The sequence below is a fragment of the Algoriphagus chordae genome, assembly GCF_003254055.1.
Classification (GTDB): domain Bacteria; phylum Bacteroidota; class Bacteroidia; order Cytophagales; family Cyclobacteriaceae; genus Algoriphagus; species Algoriphagus chordae.
This window is the reverse complement of the sequence record NZ_QKZT01000003.1, coordinates 55,107-73,584: the sequence shown is the minus strand read 5'-3', so window position 1 is coordinate 73,584 and position 18,478 is coordinate 55,107. Positions and strand designations below refer to the sequence as shown.

The window sequence follows — 18,478 nt, the reverse complement described above, 5'->3', positions numbered from 1 at the left end:
GGTTTTAGCTGATCAAACAATCAGCCTCTTCCTATTTAACTCAAATCAATCCAATCAGGCTGGATTTTAATGTCACAATTAAGACAAATTGTAGAAAATATCCCTTATAATTCAAATGAGCTGCAAAAAACATTGAAAACTAGACTCATTTCAAAAGCTTAGGCTCAAGCCATAGCAGCGTCAAGACCAATAAAAACAACCCATACCAGATCCAATCAGAAATCTTTTGATGGTTTTCTAAAGCTGCTGAAGATCTATCAGATTGCGAATTTGCGCTCAAGAAATCAGCACGCATTTTAGAGGACTGAAGACTTGGCCATTCATTATCAGTATAGCTGTAGTATTCTAGACTATCAGATAAAGAAACCCATCCAGAGTCCAGACTTACAAACTCAGCAGTTTTAGAAAAAGGGTTGACAAGTGATGGTCGAAGAAAGATTGAATCAGATTCAACACTTACAAAATCCTCCTTGAACTTCTGTTGGTTCAACTGAATATCAGCTCGAATTCCTGTAAAAATAGGCTGATTTAGCTCGATGGAGCCTGATTCCTGAGGGATCATTGCTCCTAATATTTTCTGCCAAATAGCTTGGTACCTCAGACTATCTCCTGCTAGTTTGATTGGAAAAGTCTTACCCAATAAACTTACTCCCAGCTTAGCGTTTCCGATTTGCTGTACAGCAAAGGCATTTTCAAAAAGTTGTTTTTGAGCGATCACTGACTCGAACTCGTATGGATAAGCATCCAAATCAGTCTCAACTTCTCTACTCTCTTCAGGCGTGCTTCGCGTCACGTTGAATTTGGTTTCAAAGGCCTTATTGACTGCTGGGATATCCTTGCCAATATCATTGAGGTTAATCACCAAGACGGAGGCTCCATTTTCAATTGCCTCTTGTGTTGACTTCTTGCTGAGCTGAGCTGGATCGATGATCAGAAACTGAAGGGAATCGGAGGCAGAGCTTCCTGAGCTTATTCTTGAGTTTATTGATACGTCGATACTCTCATTGACCTTTTCTCCAGAGTTGATCAAGAACTGAGTTAAATTCCGGATTTCAGCATCAGGAAAAGCAAATTGCAAACTGTATTGAATTGCTTTGGCTGGACGCGCAAAGAAGTTAATGCTGCCGTATAGGCTATCATTCACCATCAAGTCCAGCTGATTCCTACCCAGAACTTTTGCTGGAAATTCAAGTTGAAATGTGCCCTCATTTAATTCTGATTGAGATTCATCTAAGATCTCTCCTTGCTGAGAAAGGGAAATTTTCAATGATTCGCTTGAGGCTATTCTGCCCCTCAGCCTCTGCATTTCTCCTTTTCGAAGTATCCCTTTCCACTCCAGAAATGAAATCTCGCCTTCTTCGACATCTGAAACCCATTGAATATCCCGATCTCCTAATTTCAATAATTCAAGCTCTGAAAAGTCAGATCCCAGTAAATAAAGAGGATTCCCCTCCCCTTGGTAATTCTTGATATCCACTGATTTTTTGATTCCCAAGCTGTCTTTCCAAAAGCGTACTTTCTCCTTTGTACTAGATGAAGAATGTAGCAGCACTGCTTCTTCTGGCCTATCCGAAGTCCAAGTTAGTTGCAAAAGGTAAGCAAGCAAAACAATTGAAAACAGCGTATTCAAAGCGATTTTAATCACTTTTCTAGAAGCTTTCAATTCTGCCTGAAGTATCCAGAATAGCTGAACACCCAAAATAAGGATAATCGCTATAGCGAATAGCCATGTCCAAGTCCAGGAAATCAAAGGTTCGATCTGAATCATTGCAACTTGTTCCAAAAGGCTTTTTCTAATTCTTTTTGTTTGAGTGAGGAGGCATTCACACCCTCAGTTTGGGCTGTCAGAGGATATAGTTTCTGAAACAATTCACTCTTGCCCTCCTCTGTAATTTTGCCAGCATTCAACTCTTGCAGTCTAAGTAAAACGGACCAATCCTGAATTCCGGAATAATTCATGCGTGTAGTCCAGAGTTCGCCTAGTTTTTGCACTGCTGCTTTATCAACAGCCGAAAGTTGAGCCTTTGGCAGTAAGCCAAGTACCTGAGCAGCTAGAGGAGCCAAGTTCCTTGTCAATGCTATTTGCTCGATTTCAATCTGATTTTTCAATTTATCCAGATCACCCGTCAAGCGCTTTTCTCCTTCCTTGATCGGCGGCGGATCAAAACCAGATCGCTTTACATACACTCTTGACTTCTGCTGAACAGTTTTCAGATATTCCAGCGCCTTTTCCTGAAAGGGTAGCGCTTTTTCTGGTTCAAAAAGCCGAAGGTGCAACTCAGATTCCCACATCTGCTCTAAGGCAAGTTTGAGCAGGTTCATCGAGGAATTCTCATTTAGATTAGTTTGTGTAGTGGTCTGACTTTTATTGAGAAATGCACTCATAAGCCCTCCCATTCCATCCTCAAGGTCATTTGACACAACTTTTTGAGCGCTGCTATCTGATTTAACCTTTTCAGGCTCATCTACTAAGTGGACATGACCGGCTTCATGGGCATGATCATGATCGTGACCCGCTAGGAAATCCACTGGCTCCGAGCCGTTATTAGTTTCTGAATTCTCCTCACCAAGGTATTGACCATAGCGCATCCGAAGCAGCTTCTGATCGCTACCGATTAGATTGGAAGCAGAATTGAATTCATTCTCAGACTTACTCTTCTGGGCAGCAATAAGGCTTTCTGTATCGATTATAATCTGCCGCTGGCTACGGAAATACTCGGGCATGACATGGATCGCCATCCCAATTAATTCCTCCTCCTGAATCCCTGAAGAATCCACATAGTTGAGGAAATAAGTATCAGAGCGAGAGAAATTAGGTTCAGGAGAACGATTATCCCTAGCTGCCCAGTAGTAATACAACTCATCGCCAGGCTTGAAATCAAATGCATTCAAATCCAGAGCAACAGATAGCTCTTTGGATTTGAAATTCTGTGAGGGTATAGCAATGCGATTCTCTCGAAACTTGACATTCTCACCAGAGCCTCTAGCCAATGTAGCGACCAAGTAAACTTCCATCACTTTGAAATCATCAGACACCTTGGCTTTCACCTCCATGACTTGTGGATCCTTGATGAAGTGGTATTTATAAAGCTCCTTTTCGCTTGGCTGGATCAGGGGCGCAAAATCGTCAATTGCCTCCAGTGGAAAATAATCAGATTCGTAAACAACCTTCTGATCTTTTATCGCCCGAAGTGCATAAATACCAGAGCCTATAACCTTGTCCTTAAGAATAAATTTTTCTCCTGATTTAGAAAAAGGCAGACTTTTACCATTCGAATTAATCAATTCCAATGAGGCATCTTCAATATTACTCATGCTCACAAGCCATTCAATATCAGATCTAATAATAGTCTTTATCGAAAGTTCTGATTGAATGATATTTGGTAAAGCTGTATAGGCTGGAGGCTTGATGGAAACTTCAACTGTACTCATCTCCACAGGTAGATTTATTACTGGAATAGCATCTACCTTATCTTCCATTTTAGCCTGAATCTGAGCAGGCTTTCTTTCTGAAAGGTTCAATTGTGACAGTCCATAAACTCCAGACATAATAAGTAATGCGGTCAAAAATGGCCAGATATTCTTGTACCAAAGTTGGACTTCCCCACCCTTAAAATTAGCATTCACTCGCTCCCACTGAAGTTGTTCTGCTATATTTTTGTCCGCTTTCTCAAGGAGTTCTAAACTGAATTCCAAGTCTGGAAATCGCTCATGAAGAATCTGAATAGCTTTTTGCCGCTGTCTCACAAATAAGCCCAAGTAGTATCCAGCAACGAAAAACCCAAGGACAGTTAGAACTATGATTGCTGCAGGGGCAGAGGTGAAAATATATCCAAATACCAGCAGCGATAAACTTATCAATAAAGCCTTCAAGCCAGTTTGCACACGCAACTGTAGCTCAATTTTGGCGATATAGCTTTCAATGGTACTCATATCGCTTGTTTATTTGCGAAGTAACGCTCTGCGGCATAACAGAGCAAAAATAATCCTATGAGTATCAAATTGAGATTTGCCTTTTTGTTTTGGTTTTTGGGCTTATCTACCAAAAATCTACTTTCAAGCTGAGTTTGGCTCAACTTCACATCTTGCTGCTCAAGCCCAGAATAGGCTAGGAATCTCTCTAAAATAACTTCAGGTAATTTCCCTGTTTGTACTAATTCAGAATGCTCAAAGTCCAGTTCATCCGAAAAAGAAACCAAATTTGCTTGCTCTGAGAAAGTGAAATTATTCGAGATAATGTAGAGCTTTTCGCTGTCTTTCCCTTTTGGAAGTTCATGATCAAAAACTAGCTTAGCCTCATCCAGCTCTTCATTTTCAACAAAATCAAATCCGTAGACATCTTGGATAGCCTCGAGTGAAGCCTTGATGAATAGACGCTCAGATGTGGATACATTACCCATATAGAAAGCGAAATCACGCTCCTCCAAATTAATCCCATCAGCACTCGATTGATCATCTGCAATGGAATCTAAAAGGCCATTTTGATTCAACTCCATCGTTTTGATTCCATCAATTGATATAACCTGTGGTGATGAATTCTTCAAGTCAGCTGAGCCCAAAAAAAGTCTTGGTTTGATTTTACTGAGGTAATTCTTAGACCCTATGTTGTTTTGAGAGTTGCTCAAATACAAATTAAGCTGGGTAGCCTCATAAGGAATTTGGTTAAGTGCCGCTTGAATATCTTCAGTTCTTCCTGCTAGATTTAACTCATCTAAGTCTTCAATTTCTGTGAGATTCTCATCAGCCCAATACAGTTCCTCGTCCTTTTCCAAGGCCTGCTGCAATTCGAATTTATACTCTTGGCTAATCTGAATACTCGGCTGTACCAGATGAATAATTCTCTCCTCAGAGACCTTGCTTAGCGATGGAATAAAGACCTGACTTAGCAGAAACACCAGCAAGACTAGCATTAGTATCCTTAGTAGTAGCACCAAGATGTTTTCCAATCGAACCCCTTTAGCCACTGAGCTTTCCTGTGTGGAAAGCCAGTGCATGGCCGCCCAATACATGACTTGACCTTTCTTTCCCCGCCAAAGATGAATAAGGATTGGGATGCATATTCCAAGCAATCCCCAAAGCAAAATGGGTTGGAGAAACTGCATCAGGATAGGGATCTTTCTGCGAGGAACTTACTGATTACTCCAGCGATTGAATCTGTCAATCGAACTTGAAATAGATGAACTTGAGGTAGAAGTAAAGACTTCTTAAAATTTGATAAATAAGTATTTATAGAATCGTTATAGCTTTTTTCTATCGCTTTTCCATCCAGAATAATGGTACGATCAGATTCCAAATCATGAAAATTAAAATTGCCTTTTAGATCAAATTTTTCTTCTTGTTTTCCCAGTATCTGAAACAGCACAATCTCTTTTTTGGGATGCCTCATTTGCTCCACTAGGTCGAGCCATTCCCTATCCTTTTGCAAAAAATCAGATACCAGAATAATCAATTCCCGTTGCTTGCTTTTCAAAACAGGAAAATCCTGTTTTAAGGTCGGCCAGGTTCCTGCTGCTGTTTCGGATTCCAAGTAATACAATATGCGTTGGAATGACTTCGGGGATGCCGATACCTTCTGCTCGATTTTTCCATCCTGAAAAGTGAAATAGGTCAAAGAATCCCCTTGCTGATGTGCTAGGAAAGAAAGTGAGGCGATAAGGTTTTTAGCGTAATCAAGGCGTTTGATCCCCTCCTCTTCGTAATTCATCGATCCAGAGAGATCCAGCATCATACGGACATGCAAATGGCTTTCTGTCTGTGATTCCTTGATCATATGCTTACCGGATCGGGAAAAGTACTTCCAGTCAATCCTCTTGGGATCATCACCCGGCTCATAATACCTGTACTGCTCAAACTCAGAACCGACGCCCACGCGCTTGCCTAGGTGTACCCCATGCTTGAGTTGTTCGCTGATGATTTTAGCAGCCAACTTTAGGTTTTTGAGTTTGATAATCTCCAGGTTACTTGCTTGCATGGATTGGTAATGCTTCAAGGATTTTGGTAATGATAGCGTCAGGCTGTACGTTCTCAGCTTCTGCTCTGAAGTGTAGAGATAGTCTATGTCTCAAGACGGGATAAGCCAGTGTCTTGATATCTTCAGGCGTGACCGCAAAGCGTCCTTTCACCAGCGCCCTAGCTTTGGCACAAAGAATCAAAGCCTGTCCAGCACGGGTGCCTGCACCCCACTCTACGTAATCTATAACCGACTGTATTTCTGAATGATCAGGCCTTGTAGCTCGAATTAACTTATTGACATGGGCAAGCAAATTAGAATCTATATGTACTTCTCTTGTGAGCTTCTGCAAAGTCTTCACATTTGTACCGCTGAAGACTACCTCAGGTTTGCCCTTGTAAGTTCCTGTAGTTTTTTCCAGCACTTCCAACTCCTCCCTCTCTGAAGGATAACCCAATTTGATGTATAAAAGAAAGCGATCTAGTTGTGCTTCTGGCAGCGGATAGGTTCCAGACTGCTCAATTGGATTTTGGGTAGCGATAATCAAAAAAGGATCTGGTAGCGGATGATGCTGCCCGCCATAAGTGACCACCTTCTCTTGCATAGCTTCTAGCAAGGCAGCTTGGGTTTTGGAAGGAGTTCTGTTGATCTCATCAGCCAAAACCATATTAGCGAAGATCGGCCCACGATTGAACTGAAAGAACTTCTTACCTGTCACATGGTCCTCTTCTAAGATTTCTGTTCCTAGGATATCCCCAGGCATCAAATCGGGAGTGAATTGAATTCGCTTAAAGTTCATATCCATTCCCTGAGAAAGGGAATTCACCATCAGCGTTTTTGCCAATCCTGGTACTCCCTCTAGCAAACAATGTCCACCAGCTAGTAAAGTGATGATGATTTCTTCGATCACAGACTCCTGACCGACGATCACCTTTGCTATTTCTTTCTTGAGCAAGGGGATTTTATCCACTAGCTCTTTATAGGCTGCTAAATCTGTTTTTTCCAAAATCATTGTGTTAATGCATAAACCACTATGTTGACACCAAACTTGGTATTATCAACCTTTAAGAATCGTTTATTTCTGAAGTCATAATCCCACTCACAGCCGTAATCTTTGTTGCTATAAAGAACTCCTATTCTTCCATTTACAACAATCGCCTTCAAGTAATCATGAATCAGATCATCTCCCCAACCATTGAGTTCAAATGATGTAGCTGGAGGCCCATCTTCAAATTCAAAAAAAGAGGAATATATGGGGTGGTTATTGGGTATTTTTTGGAGCGCATCTTCTCCAAAAGTCTTGGCCATCTCGGCCTCAAAGGATTTTGCGAAAAGCCCATCTATGTCATGATTGCAATCATCAGCAAAGACGAAACCTCCGTTGTTCACATAAGTCTTGAAATTCTGTCGCTCTTCAGACGAAAACTCCACCAACTTATGTCCACTGATATAGCAAAAAGGACTTTTGAAAATCTCCTTGCTACTTAACTCTACTATTTTTTCTTTCTCATCCACTGGAATGGTTGTGTATTCCACCAGCGAATTGAGCAAGTTGACAGGCATACGCTGATCTGTATCCCAATTGCCGGAATTGTATTTGATTCTAGTGAAAAAGAAAGGTTGCATTTTAAGGATTAGTGTTCAGTTTGCAAGGTACTTCGCAGGGAGTAGTCAGTAAACAGTTTGCAGTCAAGCTAGGACTGCAAACTGCTACTGATCACTGAATACTTATTTAAACTGCGTCAGATAAGCTGGTGAAGGTAAAGTCTCTGATCTTCATAGGTGGGATCAGGCTTCCTCCTACTCGCTGAGGCTTACCCATAGCTTCTATGTTGTTCAACATAATAATCGGGCTCTCATTGAAACGGAAGTTTTTAACCGGGAATTTGATCTGACCATTTTCTATGTAGAAAGTACCATCTCTAGTCAATCCAGTAAATAGCAAGGTCTGAGGATCTACAGCTCTGATATACCAAAATCTGGTAACTAGCACGCCTCTTTCGGTGCTTTTAATCATATCTGCAATGGACTCATCTCCTCCGGAGAAAATATATCCGCCACCACCAAATCCTCTTCCCCCAGCACTGGAAAGTGGTTTTACCCCCTGCTTTTCTGCCCAATAGCGAGAATAAGCTAGGTTTTTCACTACGCCATTTTCTACCCAGGTAGTTTTTTGCTTTGGCAAACCATCTCCATCCCAAGGAGATGTTGGAATTTCCGTATTGAAGGGATCTGAAATGATAGTAACCCGCTCATCGAATAATTTCTCTCCAATCCGCGTACCTCCACCCTTCTTACTCATATAGCTTCTGCCTTCGTCTGCACTACGAGCATCAAAACCTCTCGTAAGCAATCCCAATAGATCTCCTGCAGCAGTAGGCTCAAGAATAACCGTGTATTTGCCTGGCTCTATTGCCTGCGCGTTTGCAGATGCCTGTGCTTTCTGCATAGCTATACTTGTCACCTCCTTTGAATTCAGAAGATTGACATCATTGAAGTCTCGTATTGCATATCCAGACCCTGTTCCATCGGATGTTCTTACCGTAATTGAGAAATCTACAGAGGTACTGGTATTGTACCCAAATTGCCCCTTACTATTCCCCATAGCTGTAAATCCTGAGAAATCCTCTAGATAACCTGCTGCAGTAAGATTTCCTCCACCACTCACCTGAATACTGTCCGAAGCTAAATTCGCACGGAATTCAGGGGTGATCTTATCGGTAGAAGAACTGAAAGTAGCCGTTTCAGGATAAACCTGAGGACCTAACATTGGCATGTACTCTGGATTCTCAGGAGCAAGCATTGCGATTTCTTCCGCACGTGCTACCACCTTTTTCAGAGAGGCATCATCCAGCTCATTGGTAGATGATGATCCTACTTTTTTACCAAATACTGAATTTACAGACAAACGTATCTCATTTGTCTCTCCACTTGTGTTGACTGTATTTCTGGCATAACGAATGTTACCAGTTTTTCCTCCGAAAATAGATACTTCCATCTCGTCCGCCTTGGAATAGGAAAGTACCTTGTCTATAATTTTCTTTGCTTCTTCTTTAGTTAATATGGCCATAATGTCCGCGTTGAGGTTAAATGTTTCTTCCCGTATTGATCACGTTCACTCCGTCAAAACGGGTAGTGGAACTGCCATGAGAAACTGCTGATGATTGTGAAGGTTGACCTTTGCCGTCATTGAATGACCCAAAGAACTTGTAGTCATCTTTGTCGCAAATCTGCGTACAAGAATTCCAAAACTCCTGGGTATTGGATTGGTAAGCTACATCTTCGAGCATACCCGTAATTTCTCCATCCTTGATTTCGTAGAACAACTGACCTCCAAACTGGAAGTTGTAACGCTGCTGATCAATGGAATAAGATCCTCGACCAAGGATATAAATACCTTTCTCCACGTTTTTGATCATTTCCGCTGAACTCAATTTCTCTGTACCAGGCTTCAATGAAACATTAGGCATACGCTGAAACTGAACAGAACTCCAATTGTCGGCAAATGCACAACCGTTGGACTCATTCTCCCCTAAGATTTTCACTTGATCCCGTATTGCCTGATAGTTTACCAGAATACCATTTTTGATCAAATCCCATTCTTTACACTTCACTCCTTCATCGTCATACCCTGTATTCCCTAGAGAAAAAGGCTGCGTCTTATCAGCGACGATATTTACCTTATCAGATCCATATTTGAAATCTCCTGATTTCCATTTATCCAAAGTAGCAAAGCTGGTTCCAGCATAATTTGCCTCATAACCCAACACTCTATCCAGTTCCAGCGGGTGTCCTACGGATTCATGAATAGTAAGACCCAAGTGATCTGGATCCAGTACTAAATCATATTTACCTGGAATAACTGATTTTGCAGTAATTTTTTCCTTGGAATGCTTGGCGGCATTAATAGCATCCTCTACCATATCATAGGAATTTCGGTAACTATTGAAGCCTGCAGGATTCATGATTTTATCCTCTGCTAGGCCATCCAGGTACTCATAACCCATACCCATCGGCGCACTAAGAGCCTGTCGACTTCTAAATCCTCCTGCGCCTTTGTTCACAGCAGTCACTGAAAAGGTCGGCCAGATACGATGTATATCCTGATCAATATAGGATCCATCTGTGGATGCAAAATACTTCTGCTCATTGATCACAAATAAGGCTGAGTTGACGAAGGCAGCGCCATTCTCCATGGCTGAATTATTCACTTTCAGAAGAAGATCAATTTTGTCCTTCACAGGGATTTCCATTGCATTCTTCTTGATAGGGGTATTCCAAGTCACCTCTCCGTGCCCGCTCTCAGGCGCTAGGACTACAGGCTCCTTTTGCAATTTAGAATTCGCTTTTGCGATAGCTACTGCAGTCTCTGCGCAACTCTTGATCCCATCTGGGGTAACATCCGAAGTTGCCGAAAAGCCCCAAGTGCCATTAGCAATCACTCGAATACCCACACCAAAGGTCTCAGAATTTGAGATGTTTTGTACGTTTTTCTCTCGTGTACTTACATTTTGGCGCAAATATCTTCCAATACGAACATCTGTGTAGGTAGCGCCTTTGGATCGGGCGGCATTCAACGCAATGTCAGAAAGTACTTTCTTAGCCGCAGGATCCATTCCCGGCTCAAGCAATTGCTCAGCCGAGACAGGATTTCCCATCATGACTAATCCGGAAGTGGCAAGGGCTCCAAGCCCCATTCCGGAAAGGTGGATAAAATCTCTTCTTTTCATGTGTTAATAATTGTTTTTTTGGTCATCCCCCCGATTTGTATCGGGGCAATCAAAAGGAACCTGGCATGTATTATTTTTCCACGATCTGTAGGTTTTCTCATGCTCGATTTCAATTGACCTCCTGGTTAAAGTGTATGGTTAGATTAATGGTGATTAGAATAGCTGTAATAGTTCTATCAAAGTACTGCTATCGTTGGATTATGCAAAATAAAAATACAGACTCGGTAAATTTTCAGGGTGCAAAATGAAAAAAGCCTGTTGAGATTTTAAGAATTGTGAATTTTGAACCCAATGGCCACATATGAAGAGATTTCAAAAAACAGAATTTTAGGCAACTTTCTGGCCTTAATCCTACTGACAAACTCCAAGACCTGGGTTTGCTAATAGTGGTGCAAAAACAACAATGAAAGTTAGCTGTCTACTAAAACAAAAACCCGCCCATGTATTAGTACATAGACGGGATTGTTGGCTTAATCAATAAGTTTATTTCTTGACCTTCTGATTTTAATTTATCTCTTCAAAATCACCTGGCTGCCATGTCTGATCAAACCAAGGATCTAGTGGACCATATAATCTGAATATTACGAAAAACCCTTTGCCAGGCACAGATTGAAGCCAGTTGGCTTCCATTCCTTTGGGGGCATTGTTTGTGGCTCCAAAATATAAAGTCACCGACCCATCTTCATTCTCGACAAGTGGCGTTCTCTGACTGCTAATGCTAGGCAAAGCTTGGCTAGTTTGCAACTCCGACCGTGTTTGAGGATCATACATTACTATCGACCAAAAATCTTTTGCAGGAACATTCGCAGGAATAGTGAGGCTGTAATTTTTATTTCCATCTAAATATTCACCCTTTCCATCTAGAAAAGCTATGGCATACTGTGATCCCAATCCTATCATCTTTAATACCATGGCAGGAGTATTCACCGTGGCAGCGTAAAAAAAGCGTGTTCGCGCATCTAAGAAACGACCGCCTTTGCCTTCATTTTTCAACCATTGATAATTACCGCCAATGAAGCCAGATTCCCACTGTCCAGTTTTAAATATTGAAGATTCTTTCTCTCTGGTTTTGAATGTAATAGCTCGTGCTGTGGCATTCCCTACTGCTACAGCATCTGTTAATATAGCTTTCATTCTTGCATCAGGATTAAAAGGTTTTTCCTTTTCTATGCCAATGCTTGCAAATAAACCACGCAATTCAGGATCCAAAAATGAAACTGGTTCACGCTGAATAACATCATTCAATTCTTCATAAAAATCCTCATTATTAGCATGAATTGTATTAAACAACTTTTTTGATCCATTAACAAATTCCATAGTAGGACGATTACCAATATCTTTTAAAGGATAGATTTTTAATCCATCACGAAACATCTGCGATGAGAAATCAGGTGATCCATCTACCAAAAAGCCTCTCAGAATAAGCCAATTGACGTAGCTTGTTGATTTAGCTACAAAATAACCTTCAGGAACATCTCCTTCGTAATCTGGAGGAAGTATTAAATATTTCCCGCCTTTTCCTCTATCTGGACCTGGTGCTCCCATATCTACCACAAACCTAAAATAGGCATCGTTGACTGTGCCTGGGCCGCATCTTGCAGGAATCTCCACTACCGTGGGGCCATCCTTTTTTAAATCTAAAAAGGAAGTTGCATATACTGTGCTGGTATTACCAGTCAAGAATAATGGATTAGAATCCATCAAATCATCAAAGATGACTACTTGATTAGAGCTTTTGGAACCTGCTTCTTCCAACCCTAAGCGAATACCTTCAATGGATGTAGCTGGAATCCCATTAAGAAAAGTTTCCACCGCTCTCATAAAGTCGAGATTGTCATAAACTTTTACAACAGTCTCTTCCGATGGCAATCCATCAAAGAAGTTTAAGGTTCCTAGTCGCGTTTCAACTACATCAGGAGTCAAAATTTTATCAGGAATATTGGTATTGTACTTCTCTTTGATCGATGCTAGTGAGCTGGACTCTCCATCCTTAGCTTCAGTTTGAAGATTTTCATTAGGATTTTGACAGCTTAATGTCATCATCGAGAGCATAGCTATAGCTATCGGTAATTTGAGTTTGAAATTCATAACATACTGGTTATTGGTGAATTGGGATTGGTAAAAATCCTATGATAGAATTACCCTATTTGGTTACATCGAATCTAAGAGAACAGCTCCCTATGCAGGAAGCCGGTCGCCATGATACTCATTACTTCCGCACACCTTCGCGTACAACCCAATATTACTGTGAGTCATAGGCAAGATGAAAGATGATTTACATAGGATCCATACTTCCTATCACAGGAATATTTTCCAGAATTTCAGTTCGAATCTTACTTAACACATATCCTTCTATCTGATAAAATTGCGCTGCCGTTTTTACGTTAATTTTCTTCTTAATCTTTTTGGAATAGCTACTTATCAATTTATCATTGCTGATTTGTAACCTCATCATCTCTTTTAAGATGTCATCCGCAGTGTCCTCATCCATGGAATCATATGTCTCTGCGTAAACTTCTAATAAATCAAGGCGAGCTTTACCAAGCTCTTTGCGCTTTGTTTCGTATTCATCGTATAATGCCCAAAACGTATCTGCTTCAAATCCTTCCAAGGATATAAATTCAGAAACGACTTCTTTCTTTTCCATCCCAAATATAGATTGGATCATATCTACCCCTTCTTGGTTGCTTTGCGCTAGTATTGGAAAGGACAACGTGACTAATGAAATAATTAAAACTATTTTTTTCATAATTGACTTGATTTTGTGTTTTCTGTATTTAATCGCTACTAATTATAGTTACTAGTATGCTGGATCTTCTTTGATGATTATATGCAAAATCTCTTGTTCTAGATTTCTTTGTAACTCCTCATACTCCTCAATTTCAGCACTATAGGAATCAGCTTTTTTCTTCATCTCTAATACATTTCCTGCGCACAAAAGATAATCTTTGCAGAGGTCCCGGAAGTTCTCGTCGGCTTGAAACAAAAAATCAATCTTCTCTTCATAAAGCGGAAATACGCGAACGATAGATTCTATATTTTCTGCCATAGGGTTTGTACTAATTTTGATATAGACACGAATCTACCTTGAAGCATAACTAATAGTAAGTGTTTCACGGTAACTTAACCGTAAAATCAACCGCATATCTTAGTCCATGAAACAATACGATTTTAGAGGAACGGCGCCTCTTTGATATGACTCTGTTTATAAGCAATGTCAATGCTCTTATTACCAAAGACTGTAGAAAAATCACTACCCATAATACCTATTGTGATAGTCAGCAAGGATTCTATTAGTATGTCGATATTGGTTTCCTCCAGGTAAGACGGGAAATCCAAATACCCGCAATCCATGAGTTTATCAAATTCTATTTTACATTCGATGCTCCTCAGGTATTAAATCGATAAAAGTTCAAATGGAAAAACATCAATAACCATCATACTCTAAAAAGTCCTTGCAACTGTGACTTTTGCCTTGTTCAGACCAGCCATTATATCATCTATCAAGGAATTATCCAGCAGAAATGTATTAAGCGTGGGCCCTAGATCGGCCATGATCTCTGGAAACTCCTCAGCTAATTTATTTAAATCATCTTGAGATTTATCTGTCAAGCCTAATTGCGCTTTTGTGATGACTTTGGCTAATGGATCCATAAACACATCCTTCGTTTCAATTTTATTTGCAAATTCTAATGCTTTCTCGTATTGCTTATTTTGATAATACACCAAGAAAAAGCCTAAATAAAACCACCAAGGGCAATGTGGATTAAGTTCTATGGATTGGGTAAGCAAGATATGAGCTCTCTTATATTCACCAGCACATGCCATCCCAAAACCTACAGCACCAATTGATGAAACGGAAGAAGGATTTAAGGATAAGCAGTGTTCCAATGCATTAATGGCATCTTCCTTTCTTTTCAAATAAACATTAGTCCAGCCCAACTCTTGATAGGCATGCTGACATTCAGGGTCAATTTTAATCGCTTTTTTGACTAGTTTGTAGCTTTCATTAACTGGATCTTCCACTGTAGGATAGCCAAGAGAATAAGCATCCAAGTGCAATTCAGCAAGCATAGCCAACCCATGTGCATAATTAGGGTCTACTGCTAATGCCTCTTCCAAAGCCTTTCGGGTAGTTAAATAGGATTCTAGTGAAAAGTTCATGTGATAATAATAATTCCACAGTGAAGCATCAAAAGACGCAATATTAGAAAATCCTCTACGCTGGGCTATAGTACTCTTTCGAATAATAACCCCATAATACCCTCCAAGACAAGAATATATGTTCTCAATAATTTGATCCTGTATATTCATCAGGTTATCAATATTCAGCACATTAGTATAGGTATGGGACCATACCTCTATCCCTTTCATGGTTTCCACTAAAGCTACATTTACTCTAATTTCACCAGCGCTACGTTTTACTGAACCAGTAATCATATAATGAGCTCCCAGTTCGGCACCTATGACACGAATATCCTCTGGCTGAGCAGCATACTTACGGGTAGAATAATGTGCTACTACAGAAATATCCTGACTGAGACTAAAATTACGGGTCAGTTCTTCTCCTAAGCCATCTACAAAAAACTGAAATTCATTTTTACTACAGAGGTTTCGAAAAGGAAGCACAGCAAGTGTGAGCTTTGTTCGGTCAAATTCTACAGATTTACGTTGCTCCGTAACTTCACCCTCTGTTTTAATGATTACCTGATTCCGAAACAACGGTACGTAAGTGCCTTTAACTATCTCGATTTTAATCGAGTCATGATTTCCTGGCCCTGAATAATACTCATTCAGCAAACGCCTTAGTCTTCCCGCATGGATTCTAATTATTGCATCTATTTGGGGATTGAAATCAGCGGGTTTCCCCAGAGCATTTACGCCAATAGTATATTCTTTGAGCCCATCTGTCCGACCAGCAATAGTTTCTTCTACCACAAATTTCAAAAAACTACAAAGTACTGATGACTTATAGAATAAATCGCTGGAGAGAATACGATTTAATTGATCAAGAACCTCATTTTCAGAATGGAACAAGGATAAATCCTCATCTTTTTCAGGTAACATTTGGGCTTATTTACTATTTATAAATACTATGTAGCAGTTTATGAAACACTCTATCCAACTATATTTTAATTCTTTGCACTAGCTTGACCTAATAAACTAATCAACCTTCGTTTCACTGGATTTCCGTAGAATCACTTAAGGTTAAATTCAATATTGTCAAGTTCAACTAAGGATAAAAGGACTTCTATCTTTTTACCTCCTTTGCCAATATAATAAAAAAAGAACTTACCACTAAGCTTTGCTCACCTTGGATCAAGGTAACCTCATTTAACGGTTAAGTAACGGTACTTAACTTATATCGGAGCCAATAAATACCTACCATTGATAAACCATCATTACCTCTCGATATGAAATACAATTACTCGATTTCAGCTTATCTCCCACTTTTGTTGGTGTTAGCCTGTATGGGTACGCTGAAGGCACAGGATGTTTTGCCCTTCCCTCCCACTCCATCGGCCAGTAAAGCCGGGCTAACCATGAAAACATCCACCTATAATAAAAGAGTGGCTCCAGATCGTTTAGCAAAAGATGCACCCAACATTCTCATTATTCTTATCGATGATGCAGGACCTGCTACTCCCTCTACTTATGGTGGTGAAATAAACACGCCAAATCTAAGCCGCATTGCAGATCTAGGAATTTCCTATAATCGATTTCACTCTACAGCTATGTGTTCACCTACACGAGCGTCTATCCTAACAGGAAGAAATCACACCGCTGTAGGGAATGGGCAAATTGCGGAAATCGCAAATGATTGGGACGGATTTAGTGGAACTATCCCAAAAACTGCTGCCACCGTGGCGGAAGTCCTGAAAGCATATGGATATAATACAAGTGCTTTTGGAAAATGGCATAATACTCCAGCTGAATTGACAACCTCCAAAGGTCCTTTTGATTACTGGCCTACAGGCTACGGTTTTGAGTACTTTTATGGATTCCTCGCTGGAGAAGCATCACAATACGAACCACACATGGTTCGGAATACAACTGTGGTAGAGCACCCAAAAACCACGCAAGGACATGACTACTACCATCTTACAGAGGACATTACCGAAGACGCTATCAAGTGGCTTAGAGAACAGCAAGCTTTTTCGCCGGATAAACCTTTCTTAATGTATTGGGCGCCAGGTGCCGTTCATGGACCTCACCATGTAGCCAAAGAATGGGCAGACAAGTACAAAGGTAAGTTTGATGATGGCTGGGATGCTTATCGTGAGAGAGCATTCAAAAGACAGAAAGAGCTGGGTTGGATTCCACAGGATGCACAGCTGACAGAGAGAAATGCAACGATGGCAGGCTGGAGCGACATTCCAGAATCGGAAAGACCTTTTCAGAGTAGGTTAATGGAAGTCTATGCAGGGTTTGCTGAGCATACAGATTATAATGCCGGATTACTTATAGATGAAATAGAGCGACAAGGTAAATTGGATAACACCCTAGTATTCTATATATGGGGAGATAATGGTTCCTCGGCTGAAGGTCAAAATGGAACTATCAGTGAATTGCTAGCACAAAATAGTATCCCTACTACCATTCAGCAACACATCGATGCCTTAGATGAGCTTGGAGGCTTGGACGTATTGGGTTCTCCCAAAACAGACAATATGTATAATGCAGGTTGGGCTTGGGCAGGTTCTACTCCTTATAAATCCACCAAATTAGTTGCTGCCCATTTTGGAGGAACTAGACAGCCATTGGCAGTTTCTTGGCCTAAGAACATAAAGCATGACAATAAGCCTAGATCACAATTTCACCATGTGATCGATATAGTACCGACAATTTATGAAGCGGTTAACATAACTGAACCTAAGGTGGTCAATGGTTTTACACAAGATCCTATCCATGGAGTGAGCATGGATTATACTTTTGATGATCCAAATGCTGAAGGCACTAGAAAAACACAGTTTTTTGATATCATGGGAAGTCGTGGGCTCTATTATGATGGCTGGTTTGCTTCTGCCTTCGGACTTAGAAACCCTTGGGTACCGGGGCTGCCAGCAGGTGCAGCTACATGGAACCCAGAGGAAGACACCTGGGAACTCTATAATATCAATGAGGATTGGAGTCAGGCAAATGACTTAGCCAAAACTAATCCCAAAAAACTGGAAGAAATGAAAAGCATGTTCTTGGTAGAGTCTGCCAAAAACAAAAATCTTCCTATTGGTGGTGGACTTTGGTCTATTATTTATCATCCTGAAGATGCACCAGCTACTCCTTATACAGACTGGACTTTTAGTGGCCCTATCGTCAGAATGCCAGAATTTACAGCACCGAAACTGGGTAAGTTTGACAACAATGTCAGCATGGAAGTTACAGTTCCCGAAAATGCTAGTGGTGTACTCTACGCACTTGGTGGTTTCTCTGGTGGACTCTCCTGCTATATCAAAGATGGTTACCTATCCTTTGAGTACAATATGTTTGAAATCGAGCGTACGCACATCAAGTCTAAAACAAAGTTGCCAACCGGAAAAGTCACTATAGAGGTCATCTCCAGACTGACTGCTCCAAAGCCAGGCTCACCAATGGACATTACACTCAAGGTGAATGGTGATGTCGTAGCCTCTGGACAGGTACCTATCACTGTACCTTTTGCATTTACAGCTAACGATTGCTTAGACTTTGGTAGCGATTTAGGTTCACCAGTGTCGATAGACTATTATGATGAAGCTCCCTTCGTATTTAATGGAACCATGGGCACTTCTCGCGTTTGGTATCCTGAAAAGTAACCAGT

Annotated in this window: 14 protein-coding genes; 1 reads left to right on the top strand and 13 read right to left on the bottom strand. The window is 40.7% G+C overall.

The annotated features are described in order from the left end of the window. Positions 1-145: 145 nt before the first annotated feature. From LV85_RS04045 to LV85_RS03985, 13 genes are all read right to left on the bottom strand, one after another. A complete protein-coding gene (locus LV85_RS04045; protein ID WP_111316906.1) occupies positions 146-1,768 on the bottom strand; it encodes a hypothetical protein in 1,623 nt (540 codons plus the stop codon). Continuing rightward, entirely contained in the window at positions 1,765-3,933 is a 2,169-nt protein-coding gene (locus LV85_RS04040) for a hypothetical protein (RefSeq protein ID WP_111316905.1), read from the bottom strand. Before LV85_RS04040 ends, LV85_RS04045 begins: the two co-directional genes overlap by 4 nt. After that, positions 3,930-5,102, bottom strand: a complete 1,173-nt coding sequence (locus LV85_RS04035; protein ID WP_111316904.1) for a BatA domain-containing protein — start codon at positions 5,100-5,102, stop codon at positions 3,930-3,932. The genes LV85_RS04040 and LV85_RS04035 overlap by 4 nt, the downstream gene beginning before the upstream one ends. Beyond that, the gene (locus LV85_RS04030) at positions 5,102-5,971 is read right to left on the bottom strand and encodes a DUF58 domain-containing protein (RefSeq protein WP_111316903.1); all 870 of its coding nucleotides are present in this window, start codon (positions 5,969-5,971) and stop codon (positions 5,102-5,104) included. Before LV85_RS04030 ends, LV85_RS04035 begins: the two co-directional genes overlap by 1 nt. Continuing rightward, positions 5,958-6,962: an AAA family ATPase gene (locus LV85_RS04025; RefSeq protein ID WP_394336108.1), complete on the bottom strand. Its 1,005-nt coding sequence runs from the start codon at positions 6,960-6,962 to the stop codon at positions 5,958-5,960. The genes LV85_RS04030 and LV85_RS04025 overlap by 14 nt, the downstream gene beginning before the upstream one ends. Next, positions 6,959-7,576 carry a DUF4159 domain-containing protein gene (locus LV85_RS04020; protein WP_111316902.1) on the bottom strand — a complete coding sequence of 206 codons (618 nt, stop codon included), beginning with the start codon at positions 7,574-7,576 and terminating at the stop codon, positions 6,959-6,961. The genes LV85_RS04025 and LV85_RS04020 overlap by 4 nt, the downstream gene beginning before the upstream one ends. A 106-nt stretch (positions 7,577-7,682) precedes the next feature. Continuing rightward, entirely contained in the window at positions 7,683-9,020 is a 1,338-nt protein-coding gene (locus LV85_RS04015) for a TldD/PmbA family protein (RefSeq protein ID WP_111316901.1), read from the bottom strand. A 16-nt stretch (positions 9,021-9,036) separates the two neighbouring features. Next, positions 9,037-10,680 carry a TldD/PmbA family protein gene (locus LV85_RS04010; protein ID WP_111316900.1) on the bottom strand — a complete coding sequence of 548 codons (1,644 nt, stop codon included), beginning with the start codon at positions 10,678-10,680 and terminating at the stop codon, positions 9,037-9,039. Positions 10,681-11,184: 504 nt separating this feature from the next. Further along, positions 11,185-12,768, bottom strand: a complete 1,584-nt coding sequence (locus LV85_RS04005) for a DUF1254 domain-containing protein (RefSeq protein ID WP_111316899.1) — start codon at positions 12,766-12,768, stop codon at positions 11,185-11,187. Positions 12,769-12,955: 187 nt separating this feature from the next. Then, positions 12,956-13,429: a hypothetical protein gene (locus tag LV85_RS04000; protein WP_146260425.1), complete on the bottom strand. Its 474-nt coding sequence runs from the start codon at positions 13,427-13,429 to the stop codon at positions 12,956-12,958. 51 nt (positions 13,430-13,480) lie between these two features. Continuing rightward, entirely contained in the window at positions 13,481-13,729 is a 249-nt protein-coding gene (locus LV85_RS03995; protein ID WP_111316897.1) for a hypothetical protein, read from the bottom strand. A gap of 122 nt (positions 13,730-13,851) precedes the next feature. Further along, positions 13,852-14,034 (bottom strand): hypothetical protein, encoded by a 183-nt coding sequence (locus LV85_RS03990; protein WP_111316896.1) that lies wholly within the window; start codon positions 14,032-14,034, stop codon positions 13,852-13,854. A gap of 90 nt (positions 14,035-14,124) precedes the next feature. Next, positions 14,125-15,747 (bottom strand): tetratricopeptide repeat protein, encoded by a 1,623-nt coding sequence (locus tag LV85_RS03985; protein ID WP_111316895.1) that lies wholly within the window; start codon positions 15,745-15,747, stop codon positions 14,125-14,127. A 347-nt stretch (positions 15,748-16,094) separates the two neighbouring features. Here LV85_RS03985 and LV85_RS03980 point away from each other — a divergent pair, with 347 nt between their 5' ends. Then, positions 16,095-18,473 (top strand): arylsulfatase, encoded by a 2,379-nt coding sequence (locus LV85_RS03980; protein WP_111316894.1) that lies wholly within the window; start codon positions 16,095-16,097, stop codon positions 18,471-18,473. The last annotated feature ends 5 nt before the right edge of the window (positions 18,474-18,478 follow it).

Excerpts from the sequence above, each read along its gene's own strand:
- LV85_RS04045 (WP_111316906.1), bottom strand. The coding sequence starts at position 1,768 with ATGATTCAGATCGAACCTTTGATTTCCTGGACTTGGACATGGCTATTC.
- LV85_RS04040 (WP_111316905.1), bottom strand. The coding sequence starts at position 3,933 with ATGAGTACCATTGAAAGCTATATCGCCAAAATTGAGCTACAGTTGCGT.
- LV85_RS04035 (WP_111316904.1), bottom strand. The coding sequence starts at position 5,102 with ATGCAGTTTCTCCAACCCATTTTGCTTTGGGGATTGCTTGGAATATGC.
- LV85_RS04030 (WP_111316903.1), bottom strand. The coding sequence starts at position 5,971 with ATGCAAGCAAGTAACCTGGAGATTATCAAACTCAAAAACCTAAAGTTG.
- LV85_RS04025 (WP_394336108.1), bottom strand. The coding sequence starts at position 6,962 with ATGATTTTGGAAAAAACAGATTTAGCAGCCTATAAAGAGCTAGTGGAT.
- LV85_RS04020 (WP_111316902.1), bottom strand. The coding sequence starts at position 7,576 with ATGCAACCTTTCTTTTTCACTAGAATCAAATACAATTCCGGCAATTGG.
- LV85_RS04015 (WP_111316901.1), bottom strand. The coding sequence starts at position 9,020 with ATGGCCATATTAACTAAAGAAGAAGCAAAGAAAATTATAGACAAGGTA.
- LV85_RS04010 (WP_111316900.1), bottom strand. The coding sequence starts at position 10,680 with ATGAAAAGAAGAGATTTTATCCACCTTTCCGGAATGGGGCTTGGAGCC.
- LV85_RS04005 (WP_111316899.1), bottom strand. The coding sequence starts at position 12,768 with ATGAATTTCAAACTCAAATTACCGATAGCTATAGCTATGCTCTCGATG.
- LV85_RS04000 (WP_146260425.1), bottom strand. The coding sequence starts at position 13,429 with ATGAAAAAAATAGTTTTAATTATTTCATTAGTCACGTTGTCCTTTCCA.
- LV85_RS03995 (WP_111316897.1), bottom strand. The coding sequence starts at position 13,729 with ATGGCAGAAAATATAGAATCTATCGTTCGCGTATTTCCGCTTTATGAA.
- LV85_RS03990 (WP_111316896.1), bottom strand. The coding sequence starts at position 14,034 with ATGGATTGCGGGTATTTGGATTTCCCGTCTTACCTGGAGGAAACCAAT.
- LV85_RS03985 (WP_111316895.1), bottom strand. The coding sequence starts at position 15,747 with ATGTTACCTGAAAAAGATGAGGATTTATCCTTGTTCCATTCTGAAAAT.
- LV85_RS03980 (WP_111316894.1), top strand. The coding sequence starts at position 16,095 with ATGAAATACAATTACTCGATTTCAGCTTATCTCCCACTTTTGTTGGTG.